At 41.5% G+C, this 17,158-nt stretch carries 18 protein-coding genes and 1 pseudogene; all 19 read right to left on the bottom strand.

All coding sequences use genetic code 11. From position 1 onward, the window contains the following. Nucleotides 1–15: 15 nt before the first annotated feature. Nucleotides 16–588 (bottom strand): hypothetical protein, encoded by a 573-nt coding sequence (locus tag T344_RS0113290; protein WP_027629120.1) that lies wholly within the window; start codon nt 586–588, stop codon nt 16–18. Further along, nucleotides 585–1,403, bottom strand: coding sequence for a helix-turn-helix domain-containing protein (locus T344_RS31570; protein ID WP_027629119.1), 819 nt, complete (start codon nt 1,401–1,403; stop codon nt 585–587). Before T344_RS31570 ends, T344_RS0113290 begins: the two co-directional genes overlap by 4 nt. Before the next feature lie 16 nt (nt 1,404–1,419). After that, nucleotides 1,420–1,704 (bottom strand): hypothetical protein, encoded by a 285-nt coding sequence (locus tag T344_RS0113280; protein WP_004626268.1) that lies wholly within the window; start codon nt 1,702–1,704, stop codon nt 1,420–1,422. A gap of 38 nt (nt 1,705–1,742) precedes the next feature. Then, nucleotides 1,743–3,134 carry a DUF342 domain-containing protein gene (locus T344_RS0113275; RefSeq protein ID WP_027629118.1) on the bottom strand — a complete coding sequence of 464 codons (1,392 nt, stop codon included), beginning with the start codon at nt 3,132–3,134 and terminating at the stop codon, nt 1,743–1,745. A gap of 10 nt (nt 3,135–3,144) precedes the next feature. Next, nucleotides 3,145–3,912: a FliA/WhiG family RNA polymerase sigma factor gene (locus tag T344_RS0113270; protein WP_027629117.1), complete on the bottom strand. Its 768-nt coding sequence runs from the start codon at nt 3,910–3,912 to the stop codon at nt 3,145–3,147. A gap of 37 nt (nt 3,913–3,949) precedes the next feature. Beyond that, a complete protein-coding gene (locus tag T344_RS0113265; protein WP_242842079.1) occupies nt 3,950–4,330 on the bottom strand; it encodes a hypothetical protein in 381 nt (126 codons plus the stop codon). A gap of 111 nt (nt 4,331–4,441) precedes the next feature. Then, the gene (locus T344_RS0113260; RefSeq protein WP_004626284.1) at nt 4,442–4,930 is read right to left on the bottom strand and encodes a chemotaxis protein CheD; all 489 of its coding nucleotides are present in this window, start codon (nt 4,928–4,930) and stop codon (nt 4,442–4,444) included. 1 nt (nt 4,931) lies between these two features. After that, entirely contained in the window at nt 4,932–5,549 is a 618-nt protein-coding gene (locus T344_RS0113255; protein WP_004626369.1) for a chemotaxis protein CheC, read from the bottom strand. A gap of 25 nt (nt 5,550–5,574) precedes the next feature. Beyond that, nucleotides 5,575–6,021 carry a chemotaxis protein CheW gene (locus tag T344_RS0113250; RefSeq protein WP_027629115.1) on the bottom strand — a complete coding sequence of 149 codons (447 nt, stop codon included), beginning with the start codon at nt 6,019–6,021 and terminating at the stop codon, nt 5,575–5,577. A gap of 118 nt (nt 6,022–6,139) precedes the next feature. After that, on the bottom strand, nt 6,140–8,212 hold the full coding sequence (locus T344_RS0113245; RefSeq protein WP_027629114.1) for a chemotaxis protein CheA: 2,073 nt from the start codon (nt 8,210–8,212) through the stop codon (nt 6,140–6,142). A gap of 2 nt (nt 8,213–8,214) precedes the next feature. After that, nucleotides 8,215–9,285, bottom strand: coding sequence for a protein-glutamate methylesterase/protein-glutamine glutaminase (locus T344_RS0113240; RefSeq protein ID WP_027629113.1), 1,071 nt, complete (start codon nt 9,283–9,285; stop codon nt 8,215–8,217). Then, nucleotides 9,285–9,974, bottom strand: coding sequence for a flagellar brake protein (locus T344_RS0113235; protein WP_027629112.1), 690 nt, complete (start codon nt 9,972–9,974; stop codon nt 9,285–9,287). Before T344_RS0113235 ends, T344_RS0113240 begins: the two co-directional genes overlap by 1 nt. Before the next feature lie 36 nt (nt 9,975–10,010). Next, the gene (locus T344_RS0113230) at nt 10,011–10,931 is read right to left on the bottom strand and encodes a MinD/ParA family protein (RefSeq protein ID WP_027629111.1); all 921 of its coding nucleotides are present in this window, start codon (nt 10,929–10,931) and stop codon (nt 10,011–10,013) included. Nucleotides 10,932–10,986: 55 nt separating this feature from the next. Beyond that, a complete protein-coding gene (gene flhF / locus T344_RS0113225) occupies nt 10,987–12,156 on the bottom strand; it encodes a flagellar biosynthesis GTPase FlhF (RefSeq protein ID WP_027629110.1) in 1,170 nt (389 codons plus the stop codon). A 14-nt stretch (nt 12,157–12,170) separates the two neighbouring features. Further along, nucleotides 12,171–14,195, bottom strand: coding sequence for a flagellar biosynthesis protein FlhA (flhA, locus tag T344_RS0113220; protein WP_004626317.1), 2,025 nt, complete (start codon nt 14,193–14,195; stop codon nt 12,171–12,173). Between the two features lie 44 nt (nt 14,196–14,239). Then, nucleotides 14,240–15,364: a flagellar biosynthesis protein FlhB gene (gene flhB, locus T344_RS0113215; protein ID WP_027629109.1), complete on the bottom strand. Its 1,125-nt coding sequence runs from the start codon at nt 15,362–15,364 to the stop codon at nt 14,240–14,242. 33 nt (nt 15,365–15,397) lie between these two features. After that, complete coding sequence (gene fliR, locus T344_RS0113210) at nt 15,398–16,186, bottom strand: flagellar biosynthetic protein FliR (RefSeq protein ID WP_027629108.1); 789 nt, start codon at nt 16,184–16,186, stop codon at nt 15,398–15,400. Nucleotides 16,187–16,224: 38 nt separating this feature from the next. Beyond that, complete coding sequence (gene fliQ / locus T344_RS0113205) at nt 16,225–16,494, bottom strand: flagellar biosynthesis protein FliQ (RefSeq protein WP_004626278.1); 270 nt, start codon at nt 16,492–16,494, stop codon at nt 16,225–16,227. Nucleotides 16,495–16,712: 218 nt separating this feature from the next. After that, nucleotides 16,713–16,853, bottom strand: a pseudogene (locus tag T344_RS30750) (flagellar biosynthetic protein FliP); the annotation flags it as partial. Between the last annotated feature and the right edge of the window lie 305 nt (nt 16,854–17,158).

Below are 17,158 nucleotides of genomic sequence, written 5' to 3'. Positions count from 1 at the left end.
CTCAGAGTGGTTTTTTTATAAACTGCATATGACTTTGACAATGTGAACATAATCATCGTTTTTCTTGAAGGTATAAGTGCCTATATTGATTTTCTTTGTGGCACTATATGCGGCCATGGTATCCACAAACTTTTTCATATCCGATATGACACCTTTATCATACAAAAGTTGTGCCACCATGGAGGAATTATAGCCCCGCTTTATTTCCACCGTTATATTTTTTCCTTCCGCATCAGGCTCTGCCGGAGTTTGGATTTCAGGTTCTCCGGCCGGTTCCAGTGTAATCCCGGCTTCATCGGTCTGCTGTGCAGCTGCGCTGTTTTGAGAGGCTGATCCGGTACTCCCGGAAGGTGTATTGTCCGCAGCCGGATTTCCTGTCTGAGTGGCTGCTGCCGCATCATCCTCCACAAGGCGGACTGGTTCAACCATGCCGTAACCTTTGGCCAGTCTGACTATTTCTTCCCTGGAAAGGTCTTTGGCATCCGAACGGGTTCCGTCACCGCCCGAATAAATAAGACCTGCTACCGAAGTTATGACCATTCCTATACCGATACCTAATATAATACTTTTTTCATGAACTTTTCTCATTTGCTCAGTCCTCTGATCAGATTAATTTCACCTTTGCCTATTTTGAGCCTGTCAGCTATTTCGTCATTAGTCATTCCCTGTTCTATCATTTTCAGAACCTCATGTCTCTTATTATTCAAAACAAGCTTTGACTTATTGCCGTCAGCTTCATTATCAGACCCGGGGTCGGTACTGAGCGGGGTGAATTCTTTTTCTTCCGGTTGAATAAGCTCCTGTGCATTTATGTCATCGTCAACTTTCAGAGGGTCCATAAGCTTTGCATCTTCATTTGGCTTTACATCCTGCTGCGGCTTTACATCTTCATTTGGTTTTATTTCTTCCTGCCGTTTTATATTATCCTTGGCTTTCCTGCCTCTCTTCTGAGCAGCTTCCTTTGTGTGCGTATTTCCACTGGTCGGGGAAACCTGCTCATTTTCAGAGGGCATTACAGGAACGGGAATCTTTGCCACGGGTACCGGCGGTATGGAATTAACTCTCACAGGTACCGCAGGCCTTAGCATTTGATTGTATACCCCGGCCCCCTTGCTCAAATTTTCAGACGGCTGGTAATATTCATCATCAGCCTGTGCCCTGTTATACTTATCAAAAAATTCCTGATTTTTCTCTGAAATTGAAGTTACAACATAATCGGACATTTTGTTCAGTTCCTGGAGCATTTCTTCAGAATCCTGAATCAGGTTAAACATCTCTTCCTTTTTTCTGTCAAATTCCTTGAAAAAATCTTTCCCGTTAACCTTGTCCATTACAATAAAAAACAGGGATCCAATTATTAATAAAATCCCTAAAAATATAATACTTACGTAAAAAGCACCCATGTTCACCTCAATGAAACTATATCCTTATATCAATTCTAGGCGTATTTTCTCCATTATTCTTTTGCTTCTTTTTTTTCTCGTTCTGCTTATTATTATCTTTTTGCTGCTTCTCATTTACGCGTCCGCCCTGTACATTTTCCCTGGCAACCACCTGCTTCATACTGTGATCTATCCTGTCACGGTTTGCCTCGGCCTGCTGCTGGTGTACAGCCTGGTTTTTGTTGGCCTCGTCGTTATACGTTTTGGACAGCTCAGTTGTTTTGGGATACAAAACCTGAAAATCCATTGGTTTAATTGACATATTAACCGACCCCCTCTGACTTGCTATGTAGAACAGCCTTATTTATCAACGGCGCCAACCCTGATATCGGCTCCGTCCCTGTACAGGGTACAATACTGTAAGGTTTCTTTGACATACATGGTGCAGGTTCCTATAGTGACTTTTACACCCGGATAGATTGTATTCAGGGAACGTACTTTCCCGCTGACTTCCTGCTGAAGTTTTTCATCAAGTATGACCATTTCATTTTTGAGCTCTTCCACCCTTGATGAAAGATATATCTTGGTTCTAACGCTCTTTGTCAGGATTTCCTGTTTATCAGGTGTCAGCGCACCCATTCCTTCGAGTTTTTTCAATATGGTTATTGCCTGTTCTGCTTTTTTGATATCGGATTCACTGGAGGATAATTCTTCCTTAACCTGTTTATAACGTTCCCTCACCGTAGGATCGGTACCAACCTCCAGGTCGGTTACGGTAGCCATATGAGAGCCGATTACTTTTGCCACAATGATCTTACCTACCTTACAGGTACCTCCCACCAGCAGACCTTTTCTTCCGGTCAGTTCAAGCTTGTTCCCGCATTTTATGTTGCTGTGCATGACGGCTTCTGCCTGGATGTTACCCTGTGCTTCCACATTGCAATACTCAATATATCTGGATACTATATCCCCGCCGGCAATGAGGGTTCCTTTGCCCATCCCCTGCATTCCCCTTCTGAGAATAATGTTTCCGCCGGCCTTGATTGTGGCTCCTTCCACTACTCCGTAAACCTCAACATTTCCTCCTGCTTCCACACTGAAGCCCGATAAGACATTTCCTTTTATAATGACACTTCCCACAAAAGTTACATTTCCGGTGGAATTGTCTACATCGGCCGGAACCTCGTGGTTTGTGTAAACACTTACCTTTGTGGCATCAAGATATTCTACCTCTCCGGCAGTGGAGGCATACAATTTTTGTCCGTCTTCCGACACCTGTACATTTTTTCCCCGCGGCATTACCGCAGGTCTGCCATTCACAGCAGCAATTACCTTGCCTCTGACCGTCATACCCTGAGTCCCCATCAACGGCGGTTCCAGAGAGCAGAGCAGCTGGCCCTGGCTTACAGATTGAATCAAATTCAATTCCCTGTAGTTTATCCTGCCATCATCCAATAGGGTTGGAGACTTGGCTACCGATGTATCAAAATGATAAATTACCGATCCGTTTTTTCCGTTTTGTGCCGGGATACCTTCTGCTATACATATTTCTTCATTATAAATCGGCCTGTTACAGCATAAATCAATGACATCTTCCTTGATTCCATATGTAACCTTCTGATTTTGAAGCGCAGAAATTATTTCGTCCCTGCTCACTCTGGAATAGTCTTCGCTTGGATAGATGGTTATAAACGCCTTTAACTCGTCAGGCGAAACAGTAACCAGGATTTTTAAATCGTTTTGATTTGCCATAAACTCTCCTTTAAGATTCAAGCATTATTTTGTGTCTGAACAATTTGCCTCTCATCCTTAAAAGTGCTTTTGTGTGCAGCTGAGATATTCTGGACTCAGTTACATTCATTATGGCACTTATTTCTTTCAAAGTAAGTTCTTCGAAATAATAAAAAGTAATTACCGCTTTCTCTTTTTCGGGTAATTTGTTTATGGAATCAGCCAACAGCTCTTTGATCTCACTGAACTCCAAAGAAGCTTCAGGCTTGTCTTCAGTATTTTCGCTGACTATTTCAAGGCCCCTCTCATAATTTTGTTCCATAAATTCTTCCAGAGACATCATTGAAGAAACATTAACATCATTAAGGAGCCTATAAAATTCATCCATACCTATTCCAAGCTTCTCAGCCACTTCTTTGTCGGTAGCCGAATGACCGCATTCATTCTCTATCTCTGCATAAACTCTTTCCAGTTCCTTGTTTTTCTGTCTCAAAGATCTCGGAACCCAATCCAGATCTCTGATACTATCTATTATAGACCCCCTTATTCTTAAAGAGGCATATGTTTCAAACTTAGCACCTTTTGTAACATCGAACTTCTCAATGGCATCTATAAGTCCAAAAGCTCCATAACCAACCAGATCATCAAATTCCACATTTGATCCGAAGTAGATACTTAACCTTCCTGCTACGTATTTAATCAGATATGCATAATGAATAATTAATTTTTCTTTTGCAGCAGGATCTTTATTTTCAGTATATTGCTTCCAAAGCTGATTAATATTGTTCATACCAAGCATGTAAATCCCCCATTAAATTACTATACATCACCAAAGTCTATTCTTTCACTTTTGTCCTGATCGCCTGTGATAGATCTAGTGGAGAAAAATCATCGTCCTGGCTGCTGCCGGCAAACAAATCCAATTTAGTCCCTAAATGTTCTTCCTGCTTAAGCTTTTCATTCTTTTCCTGCTCTAGTTTAATTTGTTCAAGTTTGAATTGTTCAAGCTGCTGCTGCCTTTCAGCTTCCAGTTTCTGTTTGTTCTGTTCTTCGACGATTCCGGCCAATGTAGTACTCAGAATTTTACCAAGTACATAGAAACCAATCAGAGCTATTATCATTCGTATGCAAGTCTGATTTGTACTGGAGTTGTTTGAAATACTCACAACTCCGGTTATTATTGAGGCAGCCATTGCCAATAAAAACGGTATTTTCATAATTGTCTCCATTCTTACCTCTCATTTACGCCTTAATGCGATTGAAAGCAAAGCCAATCATACGGCTCTGTAAAGAATATCTACATTCTTTTCTTTTGTTAAAATAAAATGTTATAATTGCTTAATTCCACAGCCAATGGTCTTAACCATCAGTCTGCCGTCATCCGAAAAAATTTCAATGGTACGTCCATAATTCCCGCCTGTATCCTCAGAAATAACCGGTATTTTTAATTCTTTCAGTTTTTCTTTGGAAGCAATTACATTTCTATAACCAATTCTCATTAATTCCGATCCCTGGCTGAATGCAAACATCTGTGCTCCTCCGGCCAGTTTGGCTGTTATCCGTTCCTTTCGTGCACCTAATTTTACCATATCTTCTACCAATCGAACAATAGCAGTATCAGCAAATTTTGCAATGTTACTATTATTTTTTGCCTGCTCACTGGAGGGTAACATAACGTGAGCCAAACCGACAATTTTAGTAGCAGAGTCATACAAGGCAACGCCCACACAGGAGCCCAACCCAAGCGTTGTTATCATACAAGGATGGTGGGCGGAATTCAGATCAGCCATACCAACCTTTATAATTTCTATATCCATATTATTCTATAACTCCCAATGCTTTTAATAATACCTCATATGAATCCACATCAGGTATTAAAAGAAAGTCCCCGAATACTTTAGTAATGCCTTCGCTGAACTCAGTCTCTATATACAGGACCGAGTCGCCTACTTTTCCGAATTCTATGGCAGGAACACTCAGTATGGCACCGGCCATATCTATTGCCAATTCAGGTATCGAAGGCAGAATCTTAAGATTTGTCAAGCCTGCAAGTGCATTCAGATATGAACCGGTCAGTATGTTTCCTATTTCCTTAAGCGCCGACAGTTCCATTTCGTCGAATTCCAGACTGGTGGAATCACTGCCCAAAAGAATATTGACCAGTTGCCTTGCAGCATAATTGTCAAGGACAAACATCATTATTCCGGTCATATCTCCGGTGACACTTAATAATATTCCAACTACGATTATTTCTTCTCCGCCCAACATCTGGCTGACCTTGTCAAAACCCATGATCTTAACCTTTGGCACAGCCATATCCACTTTTTTATCAATCATCTTTGCCAGAGATGTTACGGCGTTTCCGGCTCCGATATTTCCGATTTCTTTAAGCACATCCATCTGTATATTGCTTAACTCATCAAAACTAATCGCCATTACCTTTACCTCAATCTTTTTTTAATCAAAGCTTAACTAATTTCTCAAAGTTTATTAAAGTTACAATTTCACCGCCAACCTTGCCTATGCCTGAAATATATTCCGCCGCTGCGCTGTTTATAAGGCTTGAAGTATTTTCTATATCCTCACCGCTCAGCTGGATGGTCTGAAGTACCTGATCCACTATAACCCCTATGGATATCTCCTCCAGCTTCAAAATAATTATCCTGGTTTCCTCTGTTTCCTCAACAGGCGGCAGATTGAATTTTGCCCTTAGATCCATAACCGGGATAATGTCACCTCTCAGGTTTATTACTCCCTTTATGAATTCCGGTGTTTTGGGAACTCGTGTTATGGTTTTCATTCTGTCTATTGTTGTTATTTTTAAGGAATCTATTCCAAAGCGTTCTTCCCCAAGACGGAATATAATAAATTGTTTTGTATCAAAATCATTTACCTGTGCTTCTGCCATATTAACCTCCTAGCCATTTTATGGCTTTGAGCCGCAATAGCGGCCAAAAATAATAATGAAATTTGTTTACTCCTCCACCGCTATAAGTCGAATATATGTACGCCGTCAATAGATATTTTTATGTAATGGAATTAACGTCAATGATCAGTGCAACATTACCGTCACCAAGAATAGTGGCTCCGGCAAGATATTTAATACCGGTAAGCAGCTTTCCAAGTGACTTGATTACTATTTCCTGCTGTCCTATAACGCTGTCAACCACAAGACCTGTAAGCTTTTCTCCTTTTCTTACAATAACGATCTTCAGCTTGTTCTGAGTCTTTGTATGGCTGTCGGGTACCTCGAGGGAATCTGCCAGTCTTGTAATGGGCACAACCATATTTCTCAGAAGTATTACTTCCTGACCCTGTACTGATTTGACATCCTCGGCCTTCCACTCATATATCTGATAAATGGAGCCCAATGGTATGGCATACTTTTCACTGCCTACATTCACAAGCAGAGCCTGATAAATAGCAAGTGTAAGCGGCAGCTTTATGAGGAATTTACTGCCCCTTCCGCTGGCAGTCTCAACCTCAACCGTTCCACCCAGCTGTTCTATCTTTGTCTTGACAACGTCAAGTCCAACCCCTCTGCCTGAAAGTCCGGTGATCTTCTCAGCGGTACTGAAGCTTGGTCTGAAAAGCAGTTCTATGGCTTCCTGCTGAGACATGGAATTGGCAGCCTCTCTTGTGACAATACCATTCTCAATTGCTTTGGCTTTGATTTTATCAATATTTATTCCGGCTCCGTCATCTCCAACTTCAATTATTACATTGTTGCCCGACTGATATGCCGTCAGGTTTATTTTCCCATGCTCGGGCTTGCCAAGCTGCTTTCTCTTTTCAGTGGATTCCAGACCGTGGTCACAGGAGTTTCTGAGCAAGTGGATGAGAGGATCTCCAATTTCATCTATGACCGTTCTGTCCAATTCTGTTTCTTCACCCGACATAACCAGTTCTATTTCCTTGCCCAGATCCTTGGCAATATCCCTGATCATTCTGGGGAATCTGTTGAATACTGTTTCAATAGGCACCATCCTGACCTTCATAACGGCATCATTCAGATTTGTGGTGATCCTTTCCAGGTATTCCAGGGTTTCATGGTATTCCTGGGGCTTTTCGGTTATATCTGTTCCTTCAAGCCTTGTTTTGGTTATTATAAGCTCGCCAACCAGATTCATAAGCACATCAAGTCTGTCTATATCGACTCTGACCGTTCTTTGAGTTTTTCTCGCAGCATTGTTTCCATTCTGCTTTGCGGCCTCCTGCGTTTCTGTTTCTTTTGCCGCATGACTTTCGGCAGAATCCGCTGACCTCACTTCGGTTTCAACCTTTTCCAGCTTCTCGGCTTCCACTGCAACGCCGTTATTGAATCTGCCCATCGGTCTTATAATAACCTCATCTACTTCTGCAATAGAATTGAGTTCCTTTGAAAAATGCTGCTCATCCTCTTTGGATACCACAACAACTGTGAACTCAAACTCAAACTTTTCATCCTCTATATCCTGAACCACTGGTTGGGATTTTATTATTTCTCCATACCTTTCCAGCGTCTGGAAAAGGATGAATGCCCTGGCTGATTTCAACAGACAGCCTTTGTTGAGAACTATTGTTATCTTTAAGGCATTCATACCCATATCTATTGCCTTGTTGACAGCATTCTGCTCAAACTCGTCCAGATCTACAAGTGCAGTCACATACTTCTCACTTGCTTCGGCCGCCGCAGGCACAGGGGCCTTATTTACGGCAGGAGCTGCTGCTGCGCCCTTGTTCTGAAGTATGGCATTCAGGGTTGCTATAACGTCCTTATATTCCCTGTCACCTTCACCGCCGGTGGAAACTACACTGTTGACATAGTTTTCAAGAGCATCAAGACACTTGAACAGAACATCAACAAGCTCTGAAGTTACCTTGATCTCATCATTTCTAATGGCATGAAGTACATTCTCCATATCATGGGTCAGCTTGGTCATTTTGGTATAACCCATTGTACCCGCCATTCCCTTAAGAGTATGAGCTACTCTGAATATCTCATTCAGGACATCCTTGTCCTCAGGATCTTTTTCCATTTGCAGCAAACACTGGTTAAGATTCTGAACATGCTCATTCGCCTCTTCGATAAATATTTGTAAATACTGACTCATATCCATATTTAACGCACCCCCAAATATTGAATAATTTCTTCTGAAATTTTGTCAAGTGATACTACCTTATCAACTGCTCCTGTCTGGATGGCCATCTTGGGCATTCCAAATACTACACTTGTTTCTTCGTCTTGAGCTATTATGTAACTTTTGTTCACATCCTTGAGCTTTTTTACTCCGCTACTCCCATCTGCCCCCATGCCGGTCATAATGACACCAATGATGTTCTTGAGACCGGTAGAAGATAACGACTCCATCATAACATCCACAGAAGGTCTATGCCCACTCACCGGCGGGGACTTGTCGAGATTTATCATTATATCGCCATTTGAAGCAGTTTCAATCAGCATATGTGAATCACCGGGTGCAATATAAACATGTCCTGCCAATATCCGCTCCTTATGGGTAGCTTCCTTTACAACCAATTCGCTTTTGCTGTCAAGTCTTTCTGCCAGGGAATTTGTGAAGCCCGGCGGCATATGCTGTACAATCAGTACAGCTGCCGGAATATCCCCCGGCAAAAACGGGATCACACTTTGCAGTGCTTTGGGTCCCCCCGTTGAAGTACCTATTGCTATAATATATTTCAATACCTTGCTGCTTTTGACCACGTGACTTTCGTCACAGTCTCTGGATTTGCACTTTAATGAATTAAATTTGATATTTTTAGCAATATTAATTTTTTCTATAATTTCATTTTTCTTTTTTTCATTTTTAATTTCAAATATGTTTTTAGGTTTTGCTATAAAATCAACCGCACCCTCGTCCAATGCTCTGATGGTGAGTTCTGCCCCATGTTCGGTGCCGCTGCTGAGCATTATAACCGGCTTCGGAAACCTTTGCATTATCTCTTTCAAACAGTTGATGCCGTCCATTATTGGCATTTCAACATCGAGTGTTATTATATCGGGATCCAACTCTGCTATTTTATCCAGAGCATCTTTGCCGTCAGTAGCCGTACCTATCACCGAAAGTGAATCCTCAGAGTCAATTATGTCCGACAATACCTTTCTCATAAAAGCTGAGTCATCAACAATTAACACTTTTACTAAATTATTTTTGTTTGGTTTTAAATTCATTAGCTACCTCTTAGCCCTTTTCTTAATAGTTCTCTCTGCTGATTAAATATAAAGCCAACAATTTTTTCACGTTCTTTATATTCAATGTCTATAAAACCTATAGACGATATGTATTTCAACTCTTCATTAATTATCTCTCTCCTGCATCTGATCACTTTGCCTTTAAACTCCAGCTCATAGTCATCCAGTGGCAGGCTGCCCGTAATTACCGAATCGGCAGTGAGCATTTTATCAGTGATTGCAGATAAGCCTCCTCCGCTTATATCAATGGTATGGCCGCTGATTTGGTCATATTTGCCGGGCTCGTCCGTATCCGGCGAATCAAAGCACACAGGAACCCTGCAGTCAAAGCGGTAGTACTGTCTCCTCTGAATTTTTTCCGGCTTTTCTTTAACCCTTACATCCAATAAGGCTATGTCATCGATGATGAGCCTGTCTGTTACATAGCCGACAACTCTATAGATCTGACTGGCTTTACAAAACAGGTAAGCCTCTATATATGAGTTGACCCGTACAGGATAAACCTTGGCTCCATGTATAGGAGCGCTGATCCTGATAATATTAACGTCTGTAAAACCTTCCAGCTGGCTTACAAATCCAATATCAATCTTTCCTTCAACAGGATCAACAACTGTCATTTCTATCTTGGTTCCTACCGAAAAATCTTTCAAGTTATATACAGTGTTCAAGCGATTTACCCCACATAGTTATAGTATACTACCTAATCAATTGGTAAACAACCCAACAAATCTATTAATGAATCCTTTGATACCTGTTTGTGCAGTGCTGTTTACAACATTTTCCTTCCGGATAATGGAATCAGCTAAATCATATATAAGCTTACTGGTTGAATTCTTTGGATAACACAGCAAATACGGCCTTTGGAGCTTTACCGACTTGGTAAAGGACTGATCAAAGGGAAGGTAGCCCAGGGATTCCAGTTTTATACCAAGAAATCTCTCCGATACCGCTGCAAAATTATTATAAACAGTCTTTGCTTCATTCTCATTATCCGCCCTGTTTATCAAAACATTGATAGCGCAATCCTTCTTTATATTGGCCACAGTTTTTACAAGTGCATATGCATCCGTTATGGAGGTCGGCTCGGGAGTCACAACTAAAAGTACTTCATCAGCTGATAGTACAAAATTCATAACCGTATCCGAAAGCCCCGCACCTGTATCTATCAATATGTAGTCGGCAATATGATCCAGCAGGGATATATTGGCGATAAAGGCGTCCAGCGAATTCTTGTCCAGGTTTATCAGCTTCTGGACTCCCGATCCGCCTGAAATAAACTTTATATTATTAGGGCCGTCGCATAGTATATCCAGAATACCCTTTTCACTGTTGATGGAATCCAGCAAAGTATATCTGGGAACGATACCAAAAACAACATCTATATTTGACAAACCCAAATCCGCATCAATTATTACAACCCTATAACCCTTCTGACTCAATGCAATAGCCAGGTTAACGGTAACATTTGTCTTTCCGACGCCCCCCTTGCCGCTTGTAACAGTCACAACCCTGGCACGTCTGCCGACTGTGATCCTTTCAGGCGACAGGTTATTGCCGGTGCTGCTGCCGGGTTCGTTATTTAGGTTGTTAACTATCTTTCTTAACTTTTCAGCCTGATCTATCATCCTTAACCTCCGTGTCCGCAATAGCTGCTAAACTTAAACAATACCGGTATTCAAGTTAAGACAAACTCCCCAATAGGTTTTTTGAAAGCCTGTCGATATTTGCTATTTCGATATCATCAGGTACATTTTGTCCGTTTGTAATATAGGACAAGCTTTTATTGGCATAACATTTTGTATTTAGTATACTTCCGTATACAGGTGTTTCATCCAGCTTTGTAAAAATAAGCCTGTAATTCGGAATAAAATCGTAATTCTTTATTATATCCTTGCAGTTCTTGGAGCTGACGGTAGAACTCAGCACTAAAAATATATTGTCGGCATTGCTCACCGAAACCAGATTCTTCAGCTCGTCAAATTTCTGCTTGTCCCTGTAGCTGCAGCCGGCGGTATCAACCAAAATAACATCCTTGTCACCGTAGTTCTCAATCTCATTTGTTATTTCAGGTACGGAATATGCCACCGATATGGGTATACCCAGTATTTCGGCATATGTCTTCAACTGCTCTACAGCTGCTATTCTATAAGTATCGGCTGTTATCATTCCCACCTTTTTGTTGCTGGACAGGATAAAGGATGCCGCAAGTTTGGCAAGTGTGGTAGTCTTTCCCACACCTGTGGGACCAACAAAAAGAATTACAGTCGGTTTCCCGTCCTCTCTCAAATGTATGGGTTCAGCTTTTCCAAGCATTGCTGCTATGGTTGACTGCATTACTATTGTCGCATCGTGAATATTTCTGGAGCTGCTTTTCTTTGCCGCTTCCTCAATGATTCTCTTAGCAATATCCTCATCAACTTCATTCTTCAAAAGGTTGTTATAGAGCAGTTGGAATACCTGAGGCAATTGACTGCCGTTCTCTTCGCTTCCGGTTTCATTGCCCTTGTTTTCGGTTCCTACAATATTTAATATTTTATCCAAAAGGTTCTCAATATTATTTACTTTATTCTCTAACCCGGTAACCATTTCCTCTTTTTGGTGCAGAATATTTTTAGAATTTGTACTATCCTGTTGAATCTGTTCGATTTTTGTCAGCTGCCTGTCCCTGGATTTGCTGTTATCATCATCTATGGCAGCCATGATTTCTATCATAGGCTTGGTGAAATATTTCTTAAATCCCTTTTGCCTGACTTTTTTGGTATTCAGAATAATGGCATTATTCCCAAGGTCCATTTTTACCTTCAGCAATGCCTCTTGTGTATCCTTTCCTATATACCGCTTAATCTTCATACTAACCTCCATGTCTATACAGTAACAGTACCAACAGACTGTATTTCAACACCCGGATCTATCTCATTATAAGATAATACCACCAAACCGGGAATAACATTCTCAGTCAATCTCTTAAAATATAACCTCACTATGGGTGAAGCAAGTACAATTGGCTGGCTGCCAAGCTGCAGCAGTCTCTGAACATTTTTTGATACATTGTTTATAATTGTATTGCTCACAGAAGGGTCAAGTGCCAGGTAGGAACCAAACTCCGTCTTCTGTATGTTATCCATGATCAGCTGTTCAACTTTCGGATCAATTGTGATTACATTTGAGTTTCCGTTAAAGAACCTCTGGGATATGGCTCTGCCAAGTGCCTGCCTCACATACTCGGTAAGCATGTCCACATCATGAGTCATAGGCGAGTAGTCGGCCAGAGTTTCCATTATGGTTACCATATCCCTGATGGATACGTTTTCCTTCAACAGATTTGCAAGCACCTTCTGTATCTCCCCGATACTCATAAGCTTGGGCACAAGTTCATCCACAATTGCGGGATAAGCCTGCCTGATATTGTCCACAAGTGCCTGGACTTCCTGTCTGCCAAGCAATTCGTAGGAATGTTTCTTTATGACCTCTGTTAAATGTGTTGCGATAATCGAAGGCGGATCAACAACAGTATAACCCAGCATCTCGGCCTTGTCTCTCTGTCCCTCCTGAATCCAGATGGCGGGCAGGCCGAATGCCGGCTCTGTGGTCTTGATACCATCCAGTTCTTCTTCAACACCGCCTGAGTTCATAGCTAAAAAGTAATCGAACAAGAGCTCGCCTTTGGCAACTTCCGATCCTTTTATCTTGATGATGTATTCATTGGGACCTATCTGAATATTGTCTCTAAGCCTTATAACAGGAACGATCATACCCAGCTCAAGCGCAAGCTGCCTCCTGATAAGCACTACCCTGTCCAGCAGATCGCCCCCCTGGTTTGCATCTGCCAGAGGAATTATACCATATCCGAATTCCAGCTCGATAGGGTCGACCTGTAGAAGTGTTACAACATTTTCAGGCTTTCTGATCTCCTCGACTTCACTTTCCTGTATCTGAACTTCTTCATCGGCAACCGCTTCCTTCTGGAGCTGCTTTATCTTAATTCCAATAAACACCAGTACGGCAGCCAAAATCAAAAACGGTATTGGTGTCAGAAAAGGCGCCATGCCCACACTCAGCACAGCTGCAATAAACAGTACCTTCGGGTTGTAAAACAATTGTTTGATAACATCTTTATTCAGGTCGGAATCGGCACCTGCCCTTGTAACTATGAAGGAGGTGGCAACTGAGAGCATAAGTGCCGGCAGCTGGCTGACAAGACCGTCACCTATAGTCAAAATGGTATAGTTATTAAGAGCTTCCGATATTTCCTCGCCCCTCATAACTACACCTATTATCAGACCGCCTGCTATATTAAGAAAGGTAATTATTATACCTGCAATGGCGTCATTTTTAACAAACTTGCTGGCACCATCCATTGAACCGTAGAAGTCTGCTTCTCTTTGAACCTTTTTTCTTCTTTCCTTTGCCTCGGCTTCACTGATCAAACCGGTGTTCAAGTCGGCATCAATAGCCATCTGCTTACCGGGCATGGCATCGAGGGTAAATCTTGCCGCAACTTCCGCAACTCTTTCGGAACCTTTTGTGATAACCAGGAAGTTTACTATCATGATGATGAAGAATATTACGAATCCGACAACAAGGTTGTTTCTTCCCACAAATGTACCAAAACCTCTGATAACCTCTCCGGCCTTACCTTCTGAAAGAATCAGCTTTGTGGCTGTAACATTGAGTGATAACCTGTAAATGGTAGTGACAACTATCAGCGTGGGGAATATGGACAAATCCAGTGCAGTCTTAAGATAGATGGTGTTGAGCATGATAATGGCTGCCAGGATTATGTTGATGGCCAGTAAAAAGTCCAGCATAATTTCCGGAATGGGCAAGATGAGGTTTAATATTGTAATTATTACTATTAACGGTATAAAGAAATTATTCAGTCTTGACAATTTTTATCCCCCTTAAATAAGTTCTGCAAACCCGGGTATGTTCTCTAACCCGCTCTGCCGCCATTTTTGAGATTATATACAAATGCAAGGATTTCAGCGACTGCCTGGTACAGCTCGGGCGGTATGGGCTGTCCGATATCAACAGTACTGTAAAGAGTTCTTGCAAGAGGTTTATTTTCAACAATCTGTACCTTGTTTTCATTTGCAATCTGCCTGATCCTCAGGGCTATGTAGTCCTGCCCCTTGGCAACCACAAACGGGGCACTGGCTTTTTCAGCATCGTACTTGATGGCAACGGCAAAATGTGTCGGGTTTGTAATTACAACATCTGCTTTGGGTATTTCCTGCATCATCCTCTTCATGGACATCTGCCGCTGCTTCTGCTTGATCTTGGACTTAATTTCCGGATTTCCTTCCATTTGCTTGTACTCTTCCTTGACTTCCTGTTTTGTCATCTTAAGGCTTTTTTCATAGTCATATCGCTGATATAAGTAATCCAGAAAACCAACAATGATCATTGCGGCACATATCCTCAGAGCCACGGTAAAAGCGGCATTCCCGATGAAGGAAAGTATGTCGAACAGGTCATTGTCCATCAGTGCAATCACTTCGTTTGTTTTAGACTTCAAATACGAGTAGGCGACCCAGGCAACAATAAGAATCTTGATAATTGCTTTAACCAGCTCCACTACCGATCTCATTGAAAAAATTCTTTTAAATCCGCTGAGCGGATTAATCCTGTTTCCCTGAGGTTTCAAGGTCTCAAGAGTAAAAAGAACTCCCACCTGGGCGTATCCCACCAGCAAACCTGCCAGCACCGCTATCAGCAGCAGGGGCAGCGAGGTTTTTGCCAGGACGGTGACACCGTCAATGAATAACTTGGCAAGAATACCCGTATCAAATGCATCTTTGTTTGTAAGGTATTCAGTAAACACTTTCTTCATATATGTAGATATCTGCTCATATATTATGGAGCCAAAAGCATTCATTGAAACAATCATTAAAATTAATATCAAAGAGGCAGACATTTCTCTGCTTTGAAATACCTGACCTTTTTTTCTTGCGTCACTTTTTTTCTTGGGAGTGGCTTTTTCTGTCTTGTCATCTCCCCCGGCAGCAAATAGCTGATAATTTAGCCCAAGGTGCTGCTCCTTAACAGGATTTGTCATTCCATCCTCCCAGAATACTCACTGTTTATAGCTCTAACCCGGCACCATCGACTTGATAAACTTGAATATTTCAATACCCATATCATCCGTCATCATGGTCACAATGTATATAAATGCCGGAACTGTAATCAATACAATTACCATGCCGGTCAATATCTTCAGAGGCATGCCCAGAATGAACACATTCATCTGCGGTATGGTTTTTGATATAATGCCAAGCACAACATCCGTTACTATTACTGCAGCCACTATGGGTGCGGCTATCTTGAACCCCACCGAAAACATATTCTTAAAGACCACAATTATGTTATCAACCATACCGGGTCCGAAAACGGCACTTCCCAGAGGCACAATGCTGAAGCTCTGGTATAAAGCCCTGATCAGCATGTGGTGACCATTTGTAACAAGAAAAATTATCATGGCCAGCATATAATACAAGTTTGCCGTTACCGGCACCTGTATGTTGCTCAGCGGATCCAATACGTTCACCATACCAAATCCTATCTGCATGTCTATAATCTGACCGGCTATATATATGCTTGTAAAAACCGCATAGGCCACAAAACCTATTACAACTCCCACAAGGAATTCCTTTATAATATACAGGGCATAGATCATAAAATTCTGAGTATCTATGACGTGCCCCACCTGGATTACATTTGCCATTAACAGAGTTGTCGTAAAGGCAAATCCAATCTTAAAATACACCGGTATGTTTCCGCGGCCGAATATTGGCGCAGTCACAAACAAACCGGTCATCCTTACAAAAATAAGGAGGAAAAGCTCGATATTGTTCAAAAACATATCAAACGGGATGTGCATTCTAACCTCCATATTGCTTCGCGCTGCTCAAGCTGCTCCTATTTAATGAACTGGTTCATATTGGTAAAAATGTTTTGTGTGTATTCAATCAGTACTCTTAACATCCACGAACCAAAAAGCGCAATTGCTGCAATAACCGATAGAATTTTGGGCACATAGGTCAGAGTTTGCTCCTGAATCTGGGTTGTAGCCTGAAAAATACTTACTACGAGACCTACAACCATACTGATGATCAAAACCGGAGCCGACACATATATCACAACTTTCAAGGCCCCCTGTGCAATATATATAATGCTGCTTTCATCCATATAACCTCCATGTCCCCAATGTGCCAAATGAATTGACCCATTGGGCACACAAAAAGTATTTTCAATACTTTTTTATGGGGTTAAATTTATTTTATTGCACCTGCCATTTGTTTGCTGAAGCAAACAGACAGATGTGCATTAGCTTTCCAGACCAAAGTCTTTCAAGCTAACCTCCACATCCCCCCAAACCGCTTAATTCAAGGGCTTATAATCCCACGTCACCGTGCAAAGCTTACAACGATGGACTGCGTTAACATTGACCATCCATCCACTAAAATAAACAGCAATATTTTAAACGGCAGTGATATCATTGTAGGCGGAAGCATCATCATACCCATTGACATCAAAGTACCGTTGAGTGAAAAAGTAAATTCCATTGCATTTTTAAATTCTGCTGTGAAGAGTAAATTCCATTAAATCAAGTGTTTGAGTTATATTTTTTGTTGCTCAAATATAGTATAATAAACATACAGAAAATGCTCGGAAGAAAAAATTGCATGGCAAACAATCGACTGGAGGATTTTGTGAAAAACTAAATTCCACTCGAAAGGGAGTTGATATTGAGGTTTCTATCCGCAGTTTTAACTCTTTTTTATGCTTCTATTTCAGCAGTTTTGGTTTTAGAATGATATCGTCGCAGGATATCTCTTTTAATCCGAATGCA

This window comes from Ruminiclostridium cellobioparum DSM 1351 = ATCC 15832 (assembly GCF_000621505.1).
GTDB classification, from domain to species: domain Bacteria; phylum Bacillota; class Clostridia; order Acetivibrionales; family DSM-1351; genus Ruminiclostridium; species Ruminiclostridium cellobioparum.
The sequence above is the reverse complement of the archived record's forward strand: the minus strand, read 5'-3'. Positions and strand labels throughout refer to the sequence as shown.

Excerpts from the sequence above, each read along its gene's own strand:
- T344_RS31570 (WP_027629119.1), bottom strand. The coding sequence starts at position 1,403 with ATGGGTGCTTTTTACGTAAGTATTATATTTTTAGGGATTTTATTAATA.
- T344_RS0113255 (WP_004626369.1), bottom strand. The coding sequence starts at position 5,549 with ATGGCGATTAGTTTTGATGAGTTAAGCAATATACAGATGGATGTGCTT.
- fliQ (WP_004626278.1), bottom strand. The coding sequence starts at position 16,494 with ATGGATGAAAGCAGCATTATATATATTGCACAGGGGGCCTTGAAAGTT.
- T344_RS0113265 (WP_242842079.1), bottom strand. The coding sequence starts at position 4,330 with ATGAAAATACCGTTTTTATTGGCAATGGCTGCCTCAATAATAACCGGA.
- T344_RS0113240 (WP_027629113.1), bottom strand. The coding sequence starts at position 9,285 with ATGAATTTAAAACCAAACAAAAATAATTTAGTAAAAGTGTTAATTGTT.
- T344_RS0113230 (WP_027629111.1), bottom strand. The coding sequence starts at position 10,931 with ATGATAGATCAGGCTGAAAAGTTAAGAAAGATAGTTAACAACCTAAAT.
- T344_RS0113275 (WP_027629118.1), bottom strand. The coding sequence starts at position 3,134 with ATGGCAAATCAAAACGATTTAAAAATCCTGGTTACTGTTTCGCCTGAC.
- T344_RS0113270 (WP_027629117.1), bottom strand. The coding sequence starts at position 3,912 with ATGCTTGGTATGAACAATATTAATCAGCTTTGGAAGCAATATACTGAA.
- flhF (WP_027629110.1), bottom strand. The coding sequence starts at position 12,156 with ATGAAGATTAAGCGGTATATAGGAAAGGATACACAAGAGGCATTGCTG.
- T344_RS0113250 (WP_027629115.1), bottom strand. The coding sequence starts at position 6,021 with ATGGCAGAAGCACAGGTAAATGATTTTGATACAAAACAATTTATTATA.
- flhB (WP_027629109.1), bottom strand. The coding sequence starts at position 15,364 with ATGACAAATCCTGTTAAGGAGCAGCACCTTGGGCTAAATTATCAGCTA.
- T344_RS0113280 (WP_004626268.1), bottom strand. The coding sequence starts at position 1,704 with ATGTCAATTAAACCAATGGATTTTCAGGTTTTGTATCCCAAAACAACT.
- T344_RS0113290 (WP_027629120.1), bottom strand. The coding sequence starts at position 588 with ATGAGAAAAGTTCATGAAAAAAGTATTATATTAGGTATCGGTATAGGA.
- T344_RS0113260 (WP_004626284.1), bottom strand. The coding sequence starts at position 4,930 with ATGGATATAGAAATTATAAAGGTTGGTATGGCTGATCTGAATTCCGCC.
- T344_RS0113245 (WP_027629114.1), bottom strand. The coding sequence starts at position 8,212 with ATGGATATGAGTCAGTATTTACAAATATTTATCGAAGAGGCGAATGAG.
- fliR (WP_027629108.1), bottom strand. The coding sequence starts at position 16,186 with ATGCACATCCCGTTTGATATGTTTTTGAACAATATCGAGCTTTTCCTC.